At 68.3% G+C, this 22,011-nt stretch carries 17 protein-coding genes; 9 read left to right on the top strand and 8 right to left on the bottom strand.

The genetic code is table 11. From position 1 onward, the window contains the following. The first annotated feature begins 167 nt into the window (after nucleotides 1–167). The 7 genes from GGR46_RS14155 (at nucleotide 168) to GGR46_RS14125 (ending at nucleotide 10,819) form a co-directional block, all read left to right on the top strand. Nucleotides 168–1,793 (top strand): capsular polysaccharide export protein, LipB/KpsS family, encoded by a 1,626-nt coding sequence (locus tag GGR46_RS14155; protein ID WP_183998577.1) that lies wholly within the window; start codon nucleotides 168–170, stop codon nucleotides 1,791–1,793. Beyond that, the gene (locus tag GGR46_RS14150; protein WP_183998576.1) at nucleotides 1,790–3,028 is read left to right on the top strand and encodes a capsule biosynthesis protein; all 1,239 of its coding nucleotides are present in this window, start codon (nucleotides 1,790–1,792) and stop codon (nucleotides 3,026–3,028) included. Before GGR46_RS14155 ends, GGR46_RS14150 begins: the two co-directional genes overlap by 4 nt. Continuing rightward, nucleotides 3,025–4,296 (top strand): glycosyltransferase family 4 protein, encoded by a 1,272-nt coding sequence (locus GGR46_RS14145; RefSeq protein ID WP_183998575.1) that lies wholly within the window; start codon nucleotides 3,025–3,027, stop codon nucleotides 4,294–4,296. Before GGR46_RS14150 ends, GGR46_RS14145 begins: the two co-directional genes overlap by 4 nt. Then, nucleotides 4,293–5,102: an ABC transporter permease gene (locus GGR46_RS14140; RefSeq protein ID WP_183998574.1), complete on the top strand. Its 810-nt coding sequence runs from the start codon at nucleotides 4,293–4,295 to the stop codon at nucleotides 5,100–5,102. The genes GGR46_RS14145 and GGR46_RS14140 overlap by 4 nt, the downstream gene beginning before the upstream one ends. A 4-nt stretch (nucleotides 5,103–5,106) precedes the next feature. Continuing rightward, on the top strand, nucleotides 5,107–6,348 hold the full coding sequence (locus GGR46_RS14135) for a KpsE/RkpR family capsule polysaccharide export protein (RefSeq protein WP_183998573.1): 1,242 nt from the start codon (nucleotides 5,107–5,109) through the stop codon (nucleotides 6,346–6,348). Further along, nucleotides 6,345–8,822 carry a glycosyltransferase family 4 protein gene (locus GGR46_RS14130; protein ID WP_246426085.1) on the top strand — a complete coding sequence of 826 codons (2,478 nt, stop codon included), beginning with the start codon at nucleotides 6,345–6,347 and terminating at the stop codon, nucleotides 8,820–8,822. The genes GGR46_RS14135 and GGR46_RS14130 overlap by 4 nt, the downstream gene beginning before the upstream one ends. Before the next feature lie 62 nt (nucleotides 8,823–8,884). Further along, nucleotides 8,885–10,819, top strand: coding sequence for an FkbM family methyltransferase (locus GGR46_RS14125; protein ID WP_183998572.1), 1,935 nt, complete (start codon nucleotides 8,885–8,887; stop codon nucleotides 10,817–10,819). A gap of 8 nt (nucleotides 10,820–10,827) precedes the next feature. Here the strand turns inward: GGR46_RS14125 and GGR46_RS14120 are convergent, their stop codons facing one another. After that, entirely contained in the window at nucleotides 10,828–11,616 is a 789-nt protein-coding gene (locus GGR46_RS14120) for a glycosyltransferase (RefSeq protein WP_183998571.1), read from the bottom strand. A 71-nt stretch (nucleotides 11,617–11,687) separates the two neighbouring features. On the opposite strand from GGR46_RS14120, the gene GGR46_RS14115 reads away from it, so the two are divergent. After that, nucleotides 11,688–12,350, top strand: a complete 663-nt coding sequence (locus tag GGR46_RS14115; protein WP_183998570.1) for an ABC transporter ATP-binding protein — start codon at nucleotides 11,688–11,690, stop codon at nucleotides 12,348–12,350. A gap of 17 nt (nucleotides 12,351–12,367) precedes the next feature. Here GGR46_RS14115 and GGR46_RS14110 read toward each other — a convergent pair whose 3' ends face one another. The 6 genes from GGR46_RS14110 to GGR46_RS14085 all read right to left on the bottom strand — a co-directional run bounded on the left by GGR46_RS14110 (nucleotide 12,368) and on the right by GGR46_RS14085 (nucleotide 18,575). Then, the gene (locus tag GGR46_RS14110; protein WP_183998569.1) at nucleotides 12,368–13,489 is read right to left on the bottom strand and encodes a polysaccharide biosynthesis/export family protein; all 1,122 of its coding nucleotides are present in this window, start codon (nucleotides 13,487–13,489) and stop codon (nucleotides 12,368–12,370) included. Then, complete coding sequence (locus GGR46_RS14105; protein WP_183998568.1) at nucleotides 13,486–14,832, bottom strand: glycosyltransferase family 4 protein; 1,347 nt, start codon at nucleotides 14,830–14,832, stop codon at nucleotides 13,486–13,488. The genes GGR46_RS14110 and GGR46_RS14105 overlap by 4 nt, the downstream gene beginning before the upstream one ends. Then, a complete protein-coding gene (locus GGR46_RS14100; RefSeq protein ID WP_183998567.1) occupies nucleotides 14,829–15,665 on the bottom strand; it encodes an FkbM family methyltransferase in 837 nt (278 codons plus the stop codon). Before GGR46_RS14100 ends, GGR46_RS14105 begins: the two co-directional genes overlap by 4 nt. Next, nucleotides 15,662–16,945, bottom strand: coding sequence for a glycosyltransferase family 4 protein (locus GGR46_RS14095; RefSeq protein WP_183998566.1), 1,284 nt, complete (start codon nucleotides 16,943–16,945; stop codon nucleotides 15,662–15,664). Before GGR46_RS14095 ends, GGR46_RS14100 begins: the two co-directional genes overlap by 4 nt. A gap of 149 nt (nucleotides 16,946–17,094) precedes the next feature. Beyond that, nucleotides 17,095–17,565 carry a helix-turn-helix transcriptional regulator gene (locus GGR46_RS14090; protein WP_221262735.1) on the bottom strand — a complete coding sequence of 157 codons (471 nt, stop codon included), beginning with the start codon at nucleotides 17,563–17,565 and terminating at the stop codon, nucleotides 17,095–17,097. A gap of 383 nt (nucleotides 17,566–17,948) precedes the next feature. Next, a complete protein-coding gene (locus tag GGR46_RS14085; RefSeq protein ID WP_183998564.1) occupies nucleotides 17,949–18,575 on the bottom strand; it encodes a hypothetical protein in 627 nt (208 codons plus the stop codon). A gap of 375 nt (nucleotides 18,576–18,950) precedes the next feature. Here GGR46_RS14085 and GGR46_RS14080 point away from each other — a divergent pair, with 375 nt between their 5' ends. After that, nucleotides 18,951–19,583, top strand: a complete 633-nt coding sequence (locus GGR46_RS14080; RefSeq protein WP_183998563.1) for a cell wall hydrolase — start codon at nucleotides 18,951–18,953, stop codon at nucleotides 19,581–19,583. 14 nt (nucleotides 19,584–19,597) lie between these two features. Here GGR46_RS14080 and GGR46_RS14075 read toward each other — a convergent pair whose 3' ends face one another. Further along, complete coding sequence (locus GGR46_RS14075) at nucleotides 19,598–22,009, bottom strand: O-linked N-acetylglucosamine transferase family protein (RefSeq protein ID WP_183998562.1); 2,412 nt, start codon at nucleotides 22,007–22,009, stop codon at nucleotides 19,598–19,600. Nucleotides 22,010–22,011 lie beyond the last annotated feature (2 nt).

Below are 22,011 nucleotides of genomic sequence, written 5' to 3'. Positions count from 1 at the left end.
AACTTCAGCCTGTAGCGTGGGCCCTGTTCGGGCGCGGCCCAGCGATACCCCGCAACCCTCGGGCGGTTTTGTCGATTTCGCTCCCGGCTGGGGGAATCCCCAGCCCGGTCGCCTCCAGTGCCTGCGATAGCGGCTGCGAGGATTGCGATCGCAGACGTGCTGACATCATGACCGCCCCTGTCGCCCCGACGCGTGCCGCTCCGCTTCTGCAGGCACCGCCGGCCTTTGCGAAGCGCTCGCGGGCGCCCCTGGCGGTCGCACGGGGCTCGCACGGCCACCCGCCTCTGACCCAGGAACAGGCCGACCGGTCGGATAGACTGATCGAACGATTGCACCAGTTGCGCGTCGGCGGCAGCTTCTGGGGGGCGCGACCGGCCCTTCCCCCGGGCTGCACCGTGGTGAAGGCACCAGGTTCGCCGACCGATGCCAATGCGACCCTCTGGGCCGGCACCGAAGTGTTGGCGGGTGATATCGACCCCTGGCACCTGCTCGACCACGCCGCTGCGGTGATCGCACCGCACGGGGATCCACTCGCGATACTCGCCAGGTTGCGCGCGATCCCGACGACTGACACGGCAACCGGCGAACCGCTGCCCATCGGCGCGGACGCGCGCCGCGCACTGGCATGGGATACGCTCGTCGTCGCGCACGACTATCACGAGCCCTTCACCGGCTCGCCGATAGCGGTGGAAGCCGCCATCGACCTGCTCGGCGAATGGCGGCGACATCTCGAGGCGATCGCCGGAATCGGCGTGCAGTTCGGCATGCGCGCCTGGAAACGCGGCCAGATCGACCGTTTCCTCACCGGCACCGCCGGCGTGCCCGGCCAGGCCAGGCGGGGAAAGGATGCGCTGGCCAGGGCTCGCGCGGACAACGCCGCCGTCGCGATATGGCCGTCGCGGGTACCGCCCGACTTCGAGGCCAGTGCCGCGACCGCCGGCGTGAGGTTGGCACGGGTCGAGGACGGGTTCCTCCGGTCGCTGGGCCTGGGCGTGCATCTGGTGCCACCGCAATCGATCGTCGTTGATCGCCAGGGAATCCACTACGATCCCGCCCGGTCCAGCGACCTCGAAGCGCTGCTATCGGAGCATCCCTTCCCGCCCGCGCTGCTGCGCCGCGCCGCGGCGCTTCGGGCCGCGATCGTGGGCGCCGGGATCGGCAAATATGGCCGTGCCGACAATGCCACGCCGATCCCGCTGCCGCACGACCGGCGCAGCATCCTGGTCGTGGGCCAGGTCGAGGACGATCAGTCGGTCCGGATGGGCGACGTTGCCGGTCTGGGCAATTCCGGGCTTCTGAAGCGCGCCCGCGCGCTCGCGCCGGATGCCTTCCTCCTCTACAAGCCGCATCCCGACACCCTCGCCGGCCATCGCCGCGGCGCGCTCGACCGCGAAGCCCGCATCCTTGCCGACCGGATCCTCGACACGCCCTGCCCGCTGGCGCCCCTGCTCGATCAGGTCGACGAGGTTCATGTCCTCACCTCGCTGGCCGGGTTCGAGGCGCTGCTGCGCGAGCGCACCGTGCTGTGCCACGGCATACCCTTCTATGCCGGCTGGGGGCTGACCCGCGACCTCGTGCCGGTACCGCGCCGCACGCGCCGCCTCGACCTCGACGCATTGGTGGCGGCAACCTTGCTCCTCTACCCGCTCTATCTCGATCCCGAGACCGGCCTGCCTTGCCCTGCGGAGCGGCTGGTCGAATGCCTGGCGAGCGCCGCGCCGCATGTTTCGTTCCTCAGCCGGCTTCGGCGGATCGAGGGCAAGGCCCGCAATATCCTGCGGCAGGCGACATGATGCGCTGTTTCCTGTTCCTCCAGGGGCCGCCCGGCCCGTTCTTCCGGCAACTCGGCGACGCCCTGCGCTGCGCCGGCCACGCGGTGCTGCGGGTCAATTTCAACGGCGGCGATCGTCTCGACTGGCGCGCGCCGGCAATCCACTTCCGGCAAGGCGCGGAAGCCTGGCCGGACGCGGTCGAGACGCTGATCCAGCGGCACAAGGTCACCGATCTGGTGTTGTTCGGCGACTGCCGGCCACTGCACCGCGCAGCGATATCGGTGGCGGCGGAGCATCGGGTCACCGTGCACGTCTTCGAGGAAGGCTATGTCCGCCCCGACTGGGTGACGCTCGAGCAGAATGGCGTGAACGGGCATTCCCCGCTGCCGCGCGATGCCGAATATTATTGCCGGACGGCGATCCGCCTCGCGCCGGTCCCCGCTCTCCCGCCGGTTCCCGCCAGCTTCACGCAGCGCGCCCGCGAGGCATTCGCCTATTATGGCGCCAGCACCGCATTGGCCCTCCGGTTCCGGCACTATCGCTCGCATCGCCCCTTCCGCGTGCCCGTAGAGGCTGCGGGCTGGCTGCGCCGCTTCGCCCGGCATCCCCTGGCCCGATGGCGGAGCCGAAGGGTGCGCCGTGCGCTCGCCGCGTCCTATTTCGCCGTGCCGCTGCAACTGGATTCCGACTATCAGTTGCGCGTCCATTCGCCGTTCGAGGGCATGGAGAGCGCCATCGGCGCCATACTGGCCTCGTTCGCCGCGCATGCACCCGCCGGACCGATGCTGGTGTTCAAGGAGCATCCGCTCGACAACGGGTTGCACAACTGGCGCAAATGGATCGGCGCAAGAGCCGCCGAGCTCGGCATCGCCGACAGAGTCCGCTATCTCGAACATGCCGATATCGCACCGCTCGTCGCCCATGCGCAGGGCGTGGTGACGGTGAACAGCACCACCGGCACGCTGGCGCTGGCGGCAGGTGTCCCGGTCAAGGTGCTGGGCCGGGCGGTCTACGACGTTCCGGGCATCACGCACCAGGGCCCGCTCGATGGCTTCTGGGCGGCGCCTGGCCAGCCCCAGGTGGAGATCTTTGCCGCGTTTCGCCGGGTACTCGCGCATCACTGCCTGCTCCGAGGCGGGTTCAGCAGCCGCGAGGGGCGTGCCCTGCTGATCGAACCGGCGGTCACCCGGATGCTGTCCGCAGGCAATGCCGCGCGCGCCGTCGAGGCGGGCAAGCCGGTGCGGGCGCTCACATGAAGCCGCATAGCTTCCCCGGTCAGGTCGCCCGTGCGGACCACACGCCGCCGGTTCGCTCGATCGAACCGGAACTCATCCTCGATCTCACCCGCCTGCTGTCGCGCGTGCGGCATCCGACACCTACCGGCGTCGACCGGGTGGAGCTGCACTATGCCCGCGCCCTGCTCGCGCGCGCGCCCGAACGGCTGCAATTCGCAGCTACCCATCCGCTCGGCCATTACGGCCGGCTCGATCCCGGCGCGGTCCTCCGCTTTCTCGATGCCACCGAACGGCGGTGGGGTGAAGTCGGCGGGGAAGAGACCGGCGGCGCGGGCATGCGGCATCTGCTCGTGGCGCTGGCCAGCCTGCGTCCGCAGCGGATCGAGCCGACCACGCGGCCACGTATCGTGCTGCACGTATCCCCCAGCGCGCTCGAAAAGCCGGGCAAGATCGCAGCGCGCCTGCGCCGTGAGAACGCTCGGCTGATCTGCCTGGTCCACGACCTCATCCCGATCGCCGAACCCGGCTTCGCGCGTGCCGACGGATCACTCCGCCACCAGCGGCGGATGATCGGCGTGGCGCGTCATGCGCACGGCGTGATCGCCAATTCGCAGGCCACCGCCGATGCGCTGGCCCGCCATCTCGATGCCATCGCCGAGCCGGTGCCGCCGCTCCTGGTCAACCCGCTGGGCACCGCGCCGCTTGCATCCGATGCGCCGGGTCCGCCACCGATCGACGGGCCCTATTTCCTCTGCCTGGGCACGATCGAGCCGCGCAAGAACCATCTCCTTCTGCTGCACCTATGGCGACGGCTTGCCGAAGCTGCGGACGGATCCCGGATACCCCGGCTCGTCCTCATCGGGCGTCGCGGCTGGGAGAATCAGAACACGTTCAACCTGCTCGACCGTTGCCCCCAGCTACGCCCGCATGTCCTCGAGGTTGGGCGGGTTTCCGATCGCACGCTGTCGGCCTGGCTCGGCGGGTCATCGGCATTGCTGATGCCTTCCTTCGCAGAGGGGTTTGGGCTGCCCGTGGCCGAGGCGCTTGCCGCGGGGATTCCGGTCATTGCCAGCGATTTGCCCGCGCATCGCGAGGCCGGCGGCGCGGTGCCGGACTATCTCGATCCGCTCGACGGTCCCGGATGGCACCGCAGCATCCTCGACTATGCGGCCCCCGCCTCCTCCGCCCGCAGCGCCCAGCTGGCGCGCATGCGGGGCAGCTCCCGCCGGACATGGGAAGACCATGTCGAACGCACGCTGGCCTTCGCAGAGGAGGTCGCACGGTCATGATCGCCACCGACGATCGCGGCGGACTGGCCCAATATCTCCGGGGCCTGGAGGTCCAGAGCGCAGTGCTCGGCGCGCTGATCATGCGCGAGCTGCACACGCGCTATGGCCGCGAGAATATTGGCTATGCCTGGCTGCTGGTCGAGCCGATGCTGCTCGCCGCCTCGGTCGCGGCCCTGCACGGGAAGGAAAGCCCACACGGCGGGAGCGACCTGTACCCGGTGCCCTTCGCGCTGGGGGGCTATTGCATGTTCATGCTGTTCCGCTCGGTGATCTCGCGCGCGGAATCCGCCCTGGAGGCAAACAAGCCGCTCCTGTTCCACCGGATGGTGACGATCTTCGACCTGCTCACCGCGCGCATGCTGCTCGAAGCCGCTTCGTCGCTGCTCGCGCTCGTCGTGCTGCTGAGCCTGTCCTGGGCCCTCGGCTTCGGCGGCGTGCCCGCCTCCCCGCTGACCATGCTCGCGGGCTTTGGCTATATGGCCTGGTTCTCCTTCGCGCTGGCCATGCCGGTGTGCGCGGCCTCCTATTTCAGCAAGGCGGTGGGCAAGTTCGTCCACCCGCTGGTCTACCTCGCAATGCCGATCTCCGGCACCTTCTTCCTGCTCGAATGGCTGCCCGAACCCTATCGCGGACTGCTCGCCTGGTTCCCGCTCAACCAGATCTTCGAGCTGTTCCACACCGGCCAGTTCGCCTCGGTCCGCAGCCCCTATTTCGACCTGACCTATCTGAGTTTCTGGTGCCTCGGCCTCACCCTGCTGGGGCTGATCTCGATCCGCATCGTCCGCAAACATGTTCATCTGAGTTGAGCCGATGGCAACGATCCCACTTCCCCCACCCGACCATGAGACCGGCCTCACCGAGCCGCCGACCCCGTCCGGGGAACCGGCCGCCCTCTTCCAGCGAGAACCGGCGCATGCGGCCCACCGGTTCGAGCAGGCAGCGCCGGGCGGGCCCGAACCCTGGCGGAAACGGCTAGCCTGGTTGCGCAACCTGGCCCTGTTCGTGTTGCTGCCGACGCTCGCCGTCGCGATCTTCGAGTACGGCATTGTCGCCAACCAATATGAGTCCGAGACCCATTTCGTGATCCGGACGGCCGGCCAGAGCGGCTCCGCCAATTCGGGGCTCGGCCAGTTGCTCGGCCTGGATCCCAATCCTACCACGGCGGACAGCCAGACGGTCGTCGACTATCTGCTGTCGCACGACGCGGTCGCCAGCCTGGAGCGCACGGTCGGTCTGCGAGCCATGTTCCGCCGTTCCGAGGCGGATCCCTTCTCCCGCCTCGACGCGGACGCGCCGCCCGAGACCCTGCTGCGCTATTATCGCGAGATGGTGCACGTCGATGTCGGCCACGAGGCCGGGATCACCCGGGTCGGCGTGCGGGGGTTCAGGCCGGCGGACGCCCAGCGGCTGGCCGAAGCCCTGCTCGTCATCGGCGAGCAGCGCGTGAACGAGTTCAACAAGCGGCTGCTGACCAGTCGCCTGGCCGCCGCGCGCGAGGCGCTTCAGGCTGCGGAAACCGGCGTCAACGACTCCCAGGCGGCGCTGAGCAGCCTGCGCCAGTCCGCCCGCGACATCGATCCCGAGCGCACCGGCGCGGCGCGCATCACGATGGTGACCCAGCTGCAGAGCGAGCTGGCGCAGGCGCGGGCCCGGCTGGCGGGCATGGCCGCCGCGGTGCGGCCCGACAGCCCGCAATATGTCGCGCAGACGGCGCAGGTTCGCGGGCTGGAACAACAGGTCGCCGCGGCGCAGGCCAGCCTGACCGGATCGGCCCAGGCGACGGCCACGGGGCTTGGGCGGTTCGAGGGGATTCGGTTCCGCCAGGAGCTTGCCGCGAAACGCTATGAAAGCGCGACAACAGCGCTCGATACCGCACGAGAGCAGGCGCTGCGCCAGCAGCTGTACCTGGTGCGGATCGTCGAGCCCAATCTGCCGGCCAAGGCGCTCTATCCCAAGCGCCTCAAGCTGGTCGCCACCATCTTCTTCGCCCTGCTGCTGATCTACGCGATCGGCTGGCTGATCCTCGCGGGCGTCCGGGAGCATGCCGCATGACCACCGACCTGATGATGAACCTCCCGCTCAAGCTGCGCAGATCGGCGGGCATCGCCGTGACGCCGCAGGTCCACCGGATGATCGCGACCGGCAACAAGGCGCGCGATGCACGCGACTGGTCGGAGGCGGCTTCCGCCTATCGCGAGGCGCTCGAGACCGATCCCTCGCTCGGCCATATCTGGGTGCAGCTCGGCCACGCGCTGAAGGAGCAGCACGACCTCGAGGCGGCGGAGGCTGCCTATCGGATGGCGACGGACGCCGCGCCGGCAGAGGCGGATCCGTGGCTCCATCTGGGCCATCTCCACAAGGAACGCGGCAACCGGGCCGCGGCCAATCGCAGCTATATGCGCGCGCTCCGGCAGGAGCCCGCCAATCCGGACGCGTTGCGCGAGATGGGGCAGATGCTCGGCAGCGGCGACCAGGTCCAGATGCGCGAGCTGATCGCCACGCTCGGGGCGGGCGCGACGCCCCTCGCCACCGAAGACCTGGCGACGCCGGAAGCGCGGGACGCGGAGCGTTCGCTGCGCCAGATCGACGCGTTCCTCCGCACCCTGCCCGAGCAGGAACGGAACATCGCCCGCGAGCAGGTGCAGGCGCTGACCGCACTCATCCGCGCCGCGGAGCCCCAGTCGCCCCTCGCCACCGCACCGGACGCTGCCGTCTCGCCGGCGCTGGTTTTCGATGTCTCCGACCTGATTTCCTATTTCCGCAACGCCCGGCTGCCGACCGGCATCCAGCGCGTGCAGATCGAGACGATCTGCAGTGCGCTGCGCCTCGACGGTTCCCACGTCCGGATCTGCGCCTTCCTCGAATCGCGTGACGACTGGCTCGAAATCCCGGCGGCCAGCTTCGTGGCGATCGCCGAGCTCAGCCTGAACGGCGGCGATCGCGGCGCACCGGAATGGATCGCGGCGCTCGCCAGGCTGCACCTGCGCCTCGCCACCGCCGACCCGATCGAGATGCCGTATGGCGCCTATCTCATCAACCTCGGCACCTCCTGGTGGCTGCAGAACTATTTCCTCTTCGTCCGCCAGGCCAAGGCGCTGCGGGGCGTGCGCTACGTTCCCTTCGTCCACGACCTGATCCCGGTCATGGCGGGCGAGCATTGCGTCAAGGAGCTGACCCAGGACTTCATCAGCTGGGCGATCGGCGCCTTCGAGCATGCCGATCACTTCCTGGTGAATTCGGAATCGACCAAGCGGGACCTGATGCGGGTCGCGGCGCTGCTCGATCATCCAGTGGCGCCCAAGGACGTCGCCGTGATCCGCCTCGACGGCGATTGCCGGAAGGCGGATGCAGAGCCGCTTCCCGAGCAGCGGCTCGGCCGCTGGGGGCTTACCCCCGGCGGCTATGTGCTGTTCGTCTCGACCATCGAATCGCGCAAGAACCACCTGGCCGCATTCCAGGCCTGGATCACGCTGCTCAAGCGCTACGGCCCGACAGCGGTCCCGAAGCTGGTGTGCGTGGGCAATCGGGGCTGGCTCAACGACGCGGTCTATTCCCGGCTCGAAAGCCATGCAGGCCTGCGCGACCAGGTGGTGATGCTCTCGGGCGTGTCGGATGCCGAGCTGGAGCGGCTGTACCGCTCGTGCCTCTTCACTCTCTATCCCAGCCAATATGAGGGCTGGGGCCTGCCGGTGACCGAGTCCCTGTGCCACGGCAAGGTTCCGCTGATTTCCGACGCGGCATCGCTTCCAGAAGCGGGCGGCAACCATGCGGTCTATTTCCCGTCTGGCAATGTCGATGCCCTGGTCGAGGCACTCGACCGGCTGATCCGCGAAAAGGGGTATCGCGAGACGCTCGAGCAGCGCATTGCCGAGACCTTCAGGCCACGCCCGTGGAGCGTGATCGCCGCCGATATCGCCGGTGCGGCGCGGCAATGGGCTGCGGACGCGGCGGAGGCGCCGCCCCCGGCCCCTCCCCTGGCCAAGCTCGGCGCCTGGCACGCACTGGAACGCAACTATGCCACCACCCTGTGGCGAGGCATGCGCTCCGCCGAGATCTTCCGCGCTGGCGACGGCTGGTGGGGGCCCGACGATTGGGGATGCTGGACCAAGCCGCAGGGCGGACGGCTGGAGATCGGCACCAATGCTCCCGGCATGGCGATGCGACTGTGCCTGCGGCTCCACGGCATTCCCGGCCGCGACCTGCGCTTCGTGATCGCCACCGGGGACCCCGCGCGGCAGGTGGAAGGCCTGCTGAAGCCAAGCGAATTCAAATGGGTGACGATGACGCTCCTGCCCGACCCGGCAGGAATCATCCGCCTGAACATCGCCGGCAATGCGAGCCTGGACCTGTCGGAAGTAACGGCGGGCGGCGATCCGCGCGTGGTCTCGGTCGGCGTTGCGGGATTCTTCCTGTGCGCGACGGAGGACGGCCAGGCACGGCTCGATTTCCTGGAAGCCATGACCCTGGGGACGCTTGACGACCTGGCATTCGGCCGGCGACCGGCGACGGCAGCGCGCGAAGCTTGACCGCTCTCCCGCCCCTGGGCCGTGACGGCGCGGCCATATCCACCGTCCGCGGGGATGGCGACATGCTGTTCGTGGTCCTTCTGGCCGATGCCGACCCGAGCGACGACTTCGCTGCCCCGCTCGCGGAGGATCTCGTCGAGCGGAGCGAATGTCGTATCGCGAGCGTGGCGGGCGCTCCGGATGCCGTCGATCCTGCCGCGTTGGCGGAGATCCTGCGCGTCCAGGGGATCGGCTGTGCCCGGACGATCGTGATCGCGCATGGAGCCGGGGCCATGCTGGCGACGCGGCTCGCGGCCGAGATCGACGCCGACGCGATCTTCCTGCTGGCGCCGCTCGCGGACGGGCCCTGCGTCGCCGCTGCCAGATCCGTGCAGGCCATAACCGGCCTGGGGCGCGCCGACGCGTGGCTGGCGCAACTGCCTGCTCTCGACGAGCAGGCAGTTGCGCTGCCCGACACGATATTGCCACTCGCCCTGCGCCAATCCGGCGCGATGGCGCAAATCATTCCGGCACTGATCGCCGGCGCGGCGCTTCCCGACCTGTCGGAACTGACTGCACGCTGGCAGCGACGAAACGCCTATCGCCTCGAACTGACGGAAGCGGCACGGCCCACGCCATCGGGTGGCATTCGGCTATGCGGCAGCATCCTCAACGCCGGTGAGACGAGGCTGATCTTCGGACGCCAGTCACCCGATCGGCTGCTGATCGGCGGGCGGCTGCGGATGCACGGCGAAACGCACTGGTCGATCGAGGCCCGCGCCATGCCGGTCCCCGCCGAGCTCGAGCCCGGCGAGTCCGCCAGGTTCGTCATCAGCCTTCCCGCGCCGCCCGCAACCCCGGCGAACGATATCGAGATCGAGCTGTCGCTGCTGTCCGAAGGCGCGCTCTGGTACACCGATATCGGTTTTCCCAGGCTGCGCCTCACCAGCCGCGAACCGTCCGACGACGTCCCGAAGCCGGCCCCTGCCCCGGCGGTCGACCCCACCCGTACCGTAACCGCTCCCCGGAGCCATCGAGAGTATCCGATGCCCAACACGACCGCGCAGACCAGGGACGAGATTGCAGCAGCCTATCTCTGGATCCTCGGCCGGGCCCCCGATCCCGACGGGCTGACCGCTTATCTGAAGGAAATCGAGTCCGGTGCGATCGCCCTTCAGGACCTGCGGCGCATCCTGCTCGACAGCCCGGAATTCCGGCAGTCCCGAACGCCCCTCGTCGTGGCGGAGGTCGGTGGAGAGGCGAAGGTGGTGGTCAATCCCGCCGAGCCCGAATTCGGCCGATGCCTCGCGGCCGGCGGGGGATGGGAGCCGCATATCGCCAGGGCGATCACGGGACAGCTGCACCCCGGTGCCACCTTTGTCGACGTGGGCGCCAATGTCGGCGTCATGTCCTTCCAGGCCGCCTTGCAGGTGGGTGCCGCCGGCAAGGTGCTGGCTTTCGAGCCGAACACGGACAATGCCGCCCTGTTCCGGCGCGGCATCGTCGCCAATGACCTCCACAATGTGCGGCTCTTCACCTTCGCCCTGAGCGACCGGGAGGAGATGATCTGCCTCAGCGACGCGTCGAATGCCAAGGTACTGGGCCAGGCGACCGCGCTTCAGGCCCTGGAAGCGGTGCAGGCCATTCCGGGCGACGAGATCCTGCTTTCCCAGGGGCGCGTGGACCTGATCAAGATCGACGTGGAGGGTTTCGAGCTACGGGTGCTGCGGGGATTGGCGGGCAGCATTCGCCGCTACAGGCCACGGATCCTGTGCGAGTTCAATCCGATGTGCATCCGGGAACAGGCCGAGGCCGATCCGGAGCTGCTCGCCGACCATATCTTCGGGCTCGCACCCTATGGAGACCTGATCGAGCATGACGGTTCGCTGACCCGGGTCAGCTCGACGAGCGAGCTGATGCGGCTCTGGGAAGCGCGCGACGCGGAATCGACGCGGCTGGGCCTGCTTCCCCAGGGCTGGGTGCATTTCGACATCCTGTTCGACACGGCCGCCGGATGAAGCGCCGATCAGCCGATCGCGCGGGCGACCGCATCACCGTCGTACGGCGGCAGGCCCCGCGCCGCCGCATAGGCATTGGCCTTTTCCATCAGGAAGTCGAAATGCTCGCGGATGAAGGTCGAGTGCCAGAACGGGTTGGTGCCATAGCGATATCCCGGCACCACCGCTCCGCGCAGCACCATGTAGGAATAGAGCCGGCTCTTTTCCTCGATCGCCACATGCGGCTTGAACGCGGAGAGGTGGTGAAGGACGAGTTCGCTCTGCCCCGCGCGCTGCCAGCTATTCCCGTCCCGATCGCAGATCTCCTCGTGGATCAGCCCCTCCCAGCGGATGTCATGCCGATTGCGATAGATCCGGCGGTGGGTCTCCTCGCCGAAGGAACCGCTGACGCGAAGCTGGTCGAGGTCGATCGGGACACCCGGCTGGCCCGCATAGTTGCGGCGATGGACCGCGATCGTGTCGAAGCTGGCCTCGGCGATCTCGCGTCGAAGCGCGCCGGCCTGGCCGGGATCGATCCACTCGTCCGCGTCGATGGAGAACAGCCAGGACCCGTCCGCGTACCTCGCGCCGTGGTTCCGGGCGTGCGCGAAGCCGAACTGCGAGAGATTGCACTGATCGTAATGCGCCAGCCGGTCTTCCCCGGAGAGCAGTCGGGCGTAGAGCGCGTCGCTTCCGTCGGTAGAGCCCATATCGACGATGACGACCTGATCGACGAGCGCCTTGATCGCCGGAAGCGTGATCGACAGCATCTCCACTTCGTTGAAGGCGAGCACCACCGCGGTGATTTCGATCGTCATGCAACCGCTCCATTCCTGATTGCCGGTCCGGAAACCCCGGCCCGCTCGACAAGGCCGGGAGGGCCCTGCGCATGATCAGCTTCGACCGCGTCAACAAGGCCTATCATGGCCGCAAGCTCACCAGGCATGTGCTCCATGATGCGAGCTTCACGATCCGCCCGGGGCAGTCGCTGGGGATTTGCGGCGCGAACGGTGCGGGCAAATCGACCCTGTTGCGGCTGATCGCCGGGGTCGAGCACCCCAGCAGCGGCACCATCCGCCGCGGCATGCGGGTGTCCTGGCCGATCGGCTATACCCATTGCTTCCAGGGCAGCCTCACCGGCGCGGACAATGCCCGGTTCATCGCCCGGATCTATCGCCAGCCGGTCGACCGGCTGCTCGCCTTTGTCGAGCAGTTCGCCGAGCTCGGGGAATATTTCGACCAGCCGGTGAAGACCTATTCGGCCGGCATGGCGGCACGCCTCGCCTTCGGGGTTAGCCTGGCGATCGACTTCGATTGTTATCTGGTCGACGAAGTCACCAGCGCGGGCGATCATCGGTTCGCCGAGCGCTGCCATGCCGCGCTGGCTCATCGCCGCGCGACCGGAACGCTGGTGATGGTCTCGCACAGCCCGGCGACGCTGCAGGAATATTGCAGCACCGGCGCGGTGCTCCACGAGGGCCGGCTCCGCTTCTATCCGACGATCGACGAGGCGATCGACGTGCATCTCGCGCAGCAGACGCTGGCGGCCTGAGCCGGCGATGCCGACGGTCATCGCGTCAGCTCGCGTACCCCGTAGAAGGGCGAGAAGAGCTGGTTGATGATCTGGACCAGCTTGCTCGCCTGGTTGGAGCGGGCGTTGGCGATGTAGATCACGTCGCCGTCGCGCATCGCGAAACGCTGCGACACGAAATAGCTCTCCGGGCGCAGCAGGTTCAGCCGGTAGATGACCGGGACGGGCGCGCCGCCGGACGGGTCCGCGGCGGCCCAGCGGAAGACGAAGATCGCGGTCGGATCGGCCTGGCGGTCCGACGGCCCGCCGGCCCGCGCGACAGCCTGGGCAAGCGACAGGCGGCGGGCCTCGAACGGGATTTCCGATACCTTGTCGCTCGCTCCGAACACGGTGAAGCTGCGCTGCTGGCGGAGCAGCTCGATGCGATCGCCGGGGAGCAGTTGCAGGTCGTCGGGCGATCCGGCGAGCAGCGCGTCGAGGCCGATTTCGGCACTGCGGCCGGCACGGGTGATCCGGACGCTGGTATCCTGCGCCGGGAATATCGCTCCGCCCGCCAGCGCGACCGCATCGAGCAGATGCTCGCGGGCGAGCGAGAGGGGAATGCGCCCCGGCGCCTTGACCCCGCCGAGCACGAAGACCGCGTTGGCGATGTTCTCCCGGATCGCGACGCTGACCTGGGCGTGCTGGGAATAGCCGATCAGCCGCGCCTCGATGCTGCCGGCGAGCGCCTGGGCGGTCTCGCCCGCGGCGGCGATGCGGCCGACATAGGGGATCTGGATCGTCCCGTCGGCCGCGACGGTGATCGGCGGCAGGTTGGTCCCCGCTGCGGCGGGCTGGCCCGCGGTCGCCGCCGACGGGCCGGCGAACAGCGCGGTGCCGACCTCGAAGATCGTGACCTGAAGCACGTCTCCCGGCCCGATCCGGTCGGTGACACCCTCGGCCGCCAGCCCGGCGAGCGTCTCCGTCGCCGTCGATGCGCTGTTGGCCTCCGGCAGGGCGGCGGCGTCGAGTTCGACCAGCTGCGCGGGCAGGCGCGAATCGGGCCGGGAGGCGGCGACGACCTGGGGGCCGGTCGGGCCGCTCGACGGCAGGGTGGCGCAGCCGCCGGCGAGGAGCGCCAGCGCGACGGGGAGGACGCGGAACGAGGAAGGCAGGGTCATGCGGTGGCGGTCCCGGAAGGCGAAGGGGCGAGCGAGCGGTAGAGCGCGGACAGGTTGGCGCGGAAGGCTGCCGGCGCGAAGCGGACGGCCTGGAGGGGGCCGGCGACGGACAGGCGGTGGCGAAGCTCGGCATCCCCGTCGAGACGGCGGATCGCCGCGACCATGTCGCCCACGTCATAGGGATCGACCAGCAGGGCCGCCCCGCCCGCCACTTCGGGCAGCGAGCCGCCGGTCGAGGCCATGACCGGCACACCGCGCGCCAGCGCCTCCACCACGGGCAGGCCGAAGCCTTCGTAGAGCGAGGGGAAGAGCACGCCGCGCGCGCCTGCGATCAGCAGGTCGAGCATCCGTCGCGGCAGATAGTCGAGCTTGCGGATACGCGCCGCGCCGGAAAGCCCCTGCGCCGCGGACATGCCGAGCAGGCGCAGCTCGTTCTCGGAGCGCCAGGCCCGCCCGCCGACGATGACCAGCGGCGTCGCGACCTCGCTCGCCAGATAGGCCTCGATCAGCCGGCCGACATTCTTCTTGGGCTCGATCGCGCCGAAATAGAGGAAATAGCCCCGGGCCTCGAGGTCGAACAGCGCACGCAGCCGAGCGGCCAGCTCGTCGGCGGCGATCTCCGGCACCGGATCGATCGACTGGTAGCAATTGACCACCCGCCCCGCATCGGCGCCGAGCATGTCGATGATGTCGCGCCGGGACGCTTCGGAGACGGTGCAGATCCCCGCCCCCCGCGCCACGCAGCCGCGCAGCAGGCGATCGTGCAGCCGCTTGTTCTCCAGGCTGGTGTGCGGCAGCCGCAGCGGCACCAGGTCGTGGATCGTGTAGAGGTTGGCGGCCCCCGCCAGATGGATCGGCAGCGGATAGGTCCAGTGCATGATCGCCGGCGGATCGGGCATCGTCACCGTGAGGAAGCGGCGATAGCGCCGGAAATGCCGCGCCGCGACCGACCAGAGCGAACCGAAGCTGTACAGCCGCGAGAAGGGCGGCATGCGCTCGGCAAAGGCTTCGGCTCGCACGCGCCCCTCGACCGGCACCTCGACCAGCCGCCGCGCCAGCGGGGACAGGAACAGCCGTTCCCGCTTCGGCGCACCGCTCCCCTCGCCCACCGGTTCGTCGCGGCCGAGCTCGGCGAAGAACAGCGTCTCGCGCAGGTCGCGCGGGGCCCGCGGGTGGACCGGCAGCCCGAAGATCAGGTCCGGCGGCGTGCCCAGTTCGGCGACCGTGCGTGCCAGCGTCCGGGCATAGGTGGCGACCCCGGTACCGCGCGGCATCGCGAGATTGAGCCCGTCGATGCCGATCCGGAAACCGTGATCCGATTGGGGAAAGCCGAAGTCGCTCATCGGATCAGCGCCAGCATCTGCTCGCGCGCCGGCGGCGCGCGCAGGATCCCGGCCACATCCGCCCGGCACAGTCCCTGGTCGGGATCGATTCGATGCAGGGCGAAGCCTTCGCCGGTGATCGCCCCAAGGAAGCCGCCGGGATCGGCATAGCGTATCGCCGCGAATTCGAGCAGCACCGTCATCGGCCGCCCCTGGTCGAGCAGGCCCCGCATGCCGCGCCAGATCGCCTCTTCCGATGCCTCGGCATCGATCTTGACGAAGTCGGCCCGATCGAGCCCGGCAATGCCGTCGAGCCGGCAGGTCCGCAGCGTGGCCGCCGGATCGCCTTCGGGCAGGATGCGGACATGGGCACCGCTCGGCTGCGTCACCGTGCCGACGAGCTCGGCAGCGAGGCCGGCCGCATCGAACACCGGATCGCCATGGGACCGCACCTGCTCGGCAAACCCGTTCACGCGCACGGAATCATCGAGCATCCGGCGCAGCGCCGAGTTGGGTTCGAAGGCATGGACCCTGCCGGAAGGGCCGGCGAGCTCGGCCATCTGCAAGGTGAAATAGCCGACATGCGCGCCGACATCGATGCAGACCGCGCCGGGCCGGATCAGCTGCGGCAACAGCTCGGTGACCCACATCTCCCAGAAGCCGTCAAGCAGGAGATGCGCGCCGATATCGACGTCGCGCGTATCGACGAACATCTTGTAGCGGCCCAGCACCCGGACCAGGGCGCGGTTGTCTCCCAGATAGGCAGTGGCGCACAGGCTCCGGATGGAGGCCTCGTTCGCAGTGCGGCTGCCCGGACGCGGCCTGCGTCGGAACAGGGTGGGAAGCCGGGTCATGCGGCGAGCGCATCCGCATAGAGCGCGCCGAGCCGGCGGGCGTAGAGTTCCGGGGTGAACATCCGGCTGCGCGCGAACCCATCGGCACGCAAGCGGGCGCAGAGGATGTCGTCCCCGTCCAGGCGCCGGATGCCCGCCTCGATCTCCTCGGCCGCATGCGGATCGACCAGCAACGCGGCATCGCCGGCCACTTCCACCGCCGTCTCGATATCCGAAACGAGCACCGGGCATCCCAGCGCCATGGCCTCGACAATGGGCAGTCCAAAACCTTCTGCCAGCGAAGGGAACAACAGCGCGCGGGCGCGGCGCAGCATGCCGAGCAATTCCGGACGCGGCACCCAGGGCAGACGGATAACCGCAGGGCACGCGCGCAAATGCGCCTCCAGGCGGGCTTCGCCGGGCACTTCCGGGCCGACGATCACGAGCGGCAACGCCGTTCCGCTCGCCGCATGGGCCGCGGCGAGCCGATCGAGATTCTTGCGTGCCTCGACCCGGCCGCAGAACAGGAAATAGCGCCCCGAGCGCAGGCCCGCGGGCAAGGGTGGGTCCACCTGGAGCGGCGCATCGACCGCCTGCCAGGTGTTCACCACTCCCTCTTCGTCCAGTGCCAGCCGTTCGATGGCTTGGCGACGAACGGCCTCGGACACGGTGACCAACCGGTGTGCGTGGCGCGCGATCTCGCCGAGCACGGCGGTGTGGCGCACCGGCGAAATCGAAGTCAGCTCGGGATGGGTGAGCGGGATCAGGTCGTGCAGCGTGTAGAGGTTCCTGGCACCGCGCACATAGAGCGGCAGCGGGTAGGTCCAGTGCATGACCTGGGGCGGCCGGGTGAATTCGACCGGCAGCAACCGGCGGTGAAGATTGAAGAAGACATGCGCCTCGCGGAACAGGTCGCAAGCCGCCCATTGCACCGGCATTTCCTCGTCGCCCGGGTGCTGCGCGGCGGCGATCCGCGCGCCGGGACGCGCGGCGGCGAGCCAGCGGCCGAACCGGGTGGAGCGCGGCGCCTGGTCTCCGTCCCGGTCACCCAGCAGCAGCAGCGATGCGCCTGCCGCCGGCAGGCACGCCGCCAACGTCCGCGCATAGGTCGCGACACCCGTTCCCGCGCTTGCGCCCAGCATCCGCGTCTCGAGGCAGACCTGGACCGGGGCGTCTCCGAGCGTATCCACCCGTCGGACGTAGTTGGGATCATAGAGTTGCCGAAGCCGCTCGATGCCCGGCCCGCCCGGGTTCATCGCCGATCCTCGCGACACGGACCGGCCGACGATGCGCCGCGGCAACCATCGCCGGTTTCGATCACGCTGGAATCTGCTGGTCGCATTGTCTCGACGGGGCTGGAGGCCGTGCGGCGATTCCGCCGCTCCGGACTATCGGGATCGGCCCCGCCCCGACCTAGTCGTTTCCACAGGTACGCACCATTATCGACAAATCAGGCGCCCAGGCCGAGCGCGCTGCTCCGCAGGTTTCGACGCCACCGGCCGGGCGAGATACCGAGCAGCCGAGTGAATGCCTTGGTGAAATGGCTCTGGTCGGCAAAGCCGCATTCGTCGGCGACCTTGGACAGCGGGATCGTCTCATCGCGGAGCAGCGTCGTCGCCTGGGCGATCCGGCGCTGCATGAACCAGTGATAGGGCGACACGCCCTCGCTCTCGCGAAAACCCTTGATGAAATGGCTGACCGACATGTCGAGCCGGCGGGCGACATCCGCCAGGGCAAGTCCACCAGCCATCTGCGCGAGCATCATGTCGCGCGCGAGCTTGACCTGCCATGCCGCGAGATGCGCGCGCGTCCTGGGTCTGGGCGGAAGCGGCGGCGCTTCCGTACGGCCCTCGGCGATCAGGTGATGATCGAACGAACCCGAAGGATATTCCTGATCCGCAGCTACGGATGCTGCGATCAAAAAGGATTCCTCCATTGCGACCTCCTTGGAGCAAGGATGGGATCCGGGCGCAGGGAACATCCCGCGGCGCGCGCAGGCACGTCGCAGGAAAGTCTCGCCCCCGGGGTTCCCAAGGAACCGGAAACTCGTGTTTCCTATCCTGTAGACACCTCGGCCGAGCGCTTTTGGCAGAGGAAGACGATAAATTTCGGCATCGTCACAATATTTACCGATATGCGTCGCCGAAATCCGACACAGGCACGGAAACGAACTCGCAATATAGTCCGCACATTTCCATGAGCAGCTTCCATTATCGGCGAGTTATTTACCGATTACCCTATCGTAATTCTTGCAACACCATCATCAATGCTTCCGATGTCCCGCCTGGAAACCGATAAGAGGTATCAGCCAGCCCTCTTTTCACTCGGCTTGCAATGGCCCGAATAGATATGCTTCTCGTCCCAGCTCACCGCGTCGGTCGCTCTGGTCATGAACAGGTCGATCAGCCCCGGCTTGGCCTGCGAACGCTGGAGGATGATCAGGTTCACCGACCCGTTCCCGATTGGCGTGGTCATCTCCACGCGCTCCGGCCAATAATCGACCACGCGCTCGAACGGCTTGGCAGCCGCGCCTCCCGAAATCCCGTCGGGGTCGGCGACGATGCGCGTGCGCGGATCAACCGGCTCCGGCGGCAGGGTCGACAGGGGAGGCTCGGTGGTTCGCACCGGGATCGACGGCAGGAGCAGCGCGAAGCGGTGATCGCCTTCATAGGTGAATTCGGAAGGCGCCTGCTCGCGCGCGGGATTGAAGTTGGTGATGCGGCTGAGCCGGCACTCGAGCAGGCGCTCGGGCAACATGGCACCTTCGGCGACCAGGGAAGCGGCCTTAGCGCGAACCGGCGCGGCGCCAGCCGGGTTCGTCGCCGAGGGCGAAGCCGCCGGCGTAGAGGTAGCCGGTGCCGGCTGACGCCAGGCCAAAGCGGACAGACCCAGGAGGGAAACCAGGCCCAGCGCAGCGATCTTGCCAATCATCTCACAGCTCCATGCTCAAGGCGACAGTTCGAATTTTGTGACAGGAAATGACAAATTTAAGCGGAAATGGCGCGATGACCTTCTCGGCACTGTAAGACGCCCGCGCTACCTGAGCTTGGCCAAGCAATTTTTCGATAATATTACAAAGACCAGATCGGTAATAATATTCCACAATCTGCTAAAATTACTTTCAGGTAATACGCATCGTTTGCGAGATATCCTTAAAGTGTCAGGGATAATAGCGTGATACCGGCGAAGATTCGGCAAGGGCGCAACGCAATAGCCAACGGCCCAACGCCTTGGCTCACACGCCGATTCCACGCGTTCCACCATTGCCTTTCGGCATTCGGACCCGGCGGAGGACATGCCGGATCGATGTGGCTGATCGCTGCCATCTTCTTCACTGCGATGTCCCTGCTGGGCGCTTCGCAAGCCAGGGCCCAGAACGCCCCCTCCCCGCTCGAGGATCGCGCCCAGGCCACGGAATGCCTGACGCTCGCGATCGCCTATGAGGCGGGGTATGAGAGCCCGGAGGGCCAGCAGGCCGTCGCCGAGGTCGTCCTCAACCGCGTTCGCCACCCCGCGTTCCCGAAATCGGTGTGCGGCGTCGTCTTTGCCGGCTCGAGGCTGAAGACGGGATGCCAGTTCACCTTCACTTGCGACGGATCGCTGCGGCGGCGCCTGACCGACAAGGTGATGACGCAGGCCCGCGCCGTTGCCGAGCAGGCGATCGACGGCCGCCTGACGCCGCTGGTCGCCGACGCGCTCAACTATCACGCCGACTATGTCTCGCCCTATTGGGCACCTAGCCTGGATCGCGTGACCAAGATCGGCGCGCATATCTTCTATCGCCGCCGAGGGGGCGTGACTCCGGCGATCACCGCACTGCGCTTCGCCGGCGCGATGCCGGCGCCTCCCGCCATTGCCACGGCGACCCCGGCGCCACCGCCCGCCTTCGCCCCCTGGGGCCTCGCCCCGCAATCTCCCGCGGCATCGCCACAGCCATAGTCGATCGCCCCGGATCACGCGGACACGCGGAAGTCCGCGGGGGCCTCGCCCGCATGGTGGCGCTCGTACATCGCGACATAGGCCGCCTCGAGCTTGCGGGCCATGGCGACGGGATCGAAGAGTTGCGATGGCCCCCGGTTCACCAGCAGGCGGGTGCGGATCTCCGCCAGCCGCGCCGGATCCCTGGCGAGCGCGACGGCGCGCTCCTCATATTCGGCAAGGTCGCGCACGATCAGTTCCGGCGCATCCATTGCCATCAGCAGGCTGGCGGCAACGCGCGCGGCGAAGCTCCGCCCCGCGCAGGTGAGGATCGGCAGGCCGACGCGGAGCGCATCGCTCGCCGTGGTGTGCGCATTGCACGGCAGGGTATCGAGGAAGAGATCGGCGAGTTGCAGCCGATCGAGATGGCGCTCGCTGGGTTCGGTGCTCGCGAACACGATCCTGGCGGGATCGACCCCGGCCTGGGCGGCACTGCGCGCCAGGTTTTCGCGCGCGCCCGCATGGCTGACCCAGAGCCAGAGGAGGCTCGTCTCCACCCCGCGCAGGATCGCCATCCAGCGTGCGAAGACCTCCGGCGTGATCTTGTAGTTCTGGTTGAAGCAGCAGAACACGAAGCCTTGTTCGGGCAATCCGGCTTCGAGCCGGGTGATCCGCCGCGACACCGGCTTCAGGCTCCCGTTCGCCTGATAGCTGCCGGGCAGATAGGCGATCCTCTCGGAGAGGGCGTCGCGTGTCTCGGGATCCACCACGACTTCGTCGGCAATGAGATAGTCGATCACGGGCGAGCCCGAGGTGCCCGGATAACCGAGATAGCCTGCCTGCACCGGCGCTGCCCGCTCGGCGAAGATGCCGAAGCGGCAATTCTGGGTATAGCCCTTCAGGTCGATCGCGATGTCGATCCCGCGCTCGCGGGCGACCTGGGCAACGGCGGCATCTTCCTTCAGCCGGACATCGACAAAGGCGTCGAACGCCTTTTCGATCCGCGCGCGCCACGCGTCGCCCCTGCCGTCGCCGAACCAGAAGGCGGTGAGCTCGAAACGGTCGCGATCGTGCGCCTCGAGCGTCTCCATGAGCAGCTGCATCGTCGCGTGATGATGGAAGTCCGCCGAGAAATAGCCGATGCGGATCCGATCTCGACGTGGGTAGCGCCCGGCGAGCGGCACCGCCGGCACGCGCGGATGGCTGTTCGCGAGGATGCGCGAGCATTGCAGCTGGAGCGCGGGATCATCGGCCAGCGCCAGTACCGGGAAGGACAAGGCTCCCTGGCTGCCAACGGCCGCGGCACGCCGGATCGCGGCGAGCTGCCCGTCGAAATCCTCCCATTGCGACAGGTGCATCGCCGCATGGAGCCGGACCGCCGATTGCTCCATCCAGGGGTCGAGCGCCTTGGCCCGGTCGAAAGCGCGCAGCGCCTCGGCATGCTCCGCGCGCCCGACCAGCAGGAAGCCGCGCTGCTGGTGCGCGGCGGCATTGCCCGGGTCGACCGACAGCAGATGATCGTAGCAGATCAGCGCGCTCTGGTGCTGGCCCAGTTCCTCCAGCGCCCGGGCGAGGCCGCGGAGCGCCGGCACATTGTCGAGCTCGATCGTCAGGATGCGCTGATAGCAGCGCCCCGCCTCGTCGAAGCGGCGGCGTTGCGTGAGCAGGGTGGCGTAGCGCTGCAAGGTGGCGACCCGATCGGGCTCGCGATCGAGGGCACGACGGAAGCAGCGCTCCGCCTCGTCGAAGCGCTCCAGCCGGAACAGCGATGCGCCGAGATTGGTCAGCAGTTCGACCTGCCCGGGATCGATCGCCAGCCCTTTCTCGAACATTTCGATCGCTTCTTCCTGGCGATCGAGAAGGGACAGCGCGGTTCCCCGGTTACAGAGTGTCTCGATATTGTTCGGCTCGATCGCCAGCGCGTTCTCGAACCCCCGCAGCGCCTCATGGTGATGCCCCAGCGCGGCGAGCGTCCGCGCACGCAGGTCATGCGCCGAAGCGCGGTCCGGCATGCGCGCGATCACATCGTCGAACGCCTCCAGCGCTTCCCCGAGCCGACCGAGCTGCCGAAGCAGGTTGGCGCGATTGTGGAGCGTGTCGAGATTGTCCGGCGCGATCAGCAGGGCACGTTCGATGCTCTGCAGCGCCGGCTCGAGCGCGCCCGAGGCCGCGAGCGCGACACCCTTGCGATCATGTGCCCCGGCACATCGCGGATCGAGCGCAAGTGCATGATCGTAACTGGCAATCGCCGCGGCGAGCTCCCCGAGACCGGCGAGCGCATCGCCGCGCCGGCAGAAGGTTTCGGCATTGGCGGGGTCGAGCGCGACCGCGTCGTCGAGCGCGCGCAACGCATTGGCCGGCTTGCCCTTGGCAAGGAACATGGCGCCGCGCGCGAGCAACGCCTGTACCTGGTTTTGCCGGCCGGTCGTCGGGGGATTCGAACCCACCA

It is taken from the genome of Sphingomonas kyeonggiensis (genome assembly GCF_014196745.1).
In the GTDB taxonomy this organism is placed as follows: Bacteria; Pseudomonadota; Alphaproteobacteria; order Sphingomonadales; family Sphingomonadaceae; genus Sphingomonas; species Sphingomonas kyeonggiensis.
The sequence above is the reverse complement of the archived record's forward strand: the minus strand, read 5'-3'. Positions and strand labels throughout refer to the sequence as shown.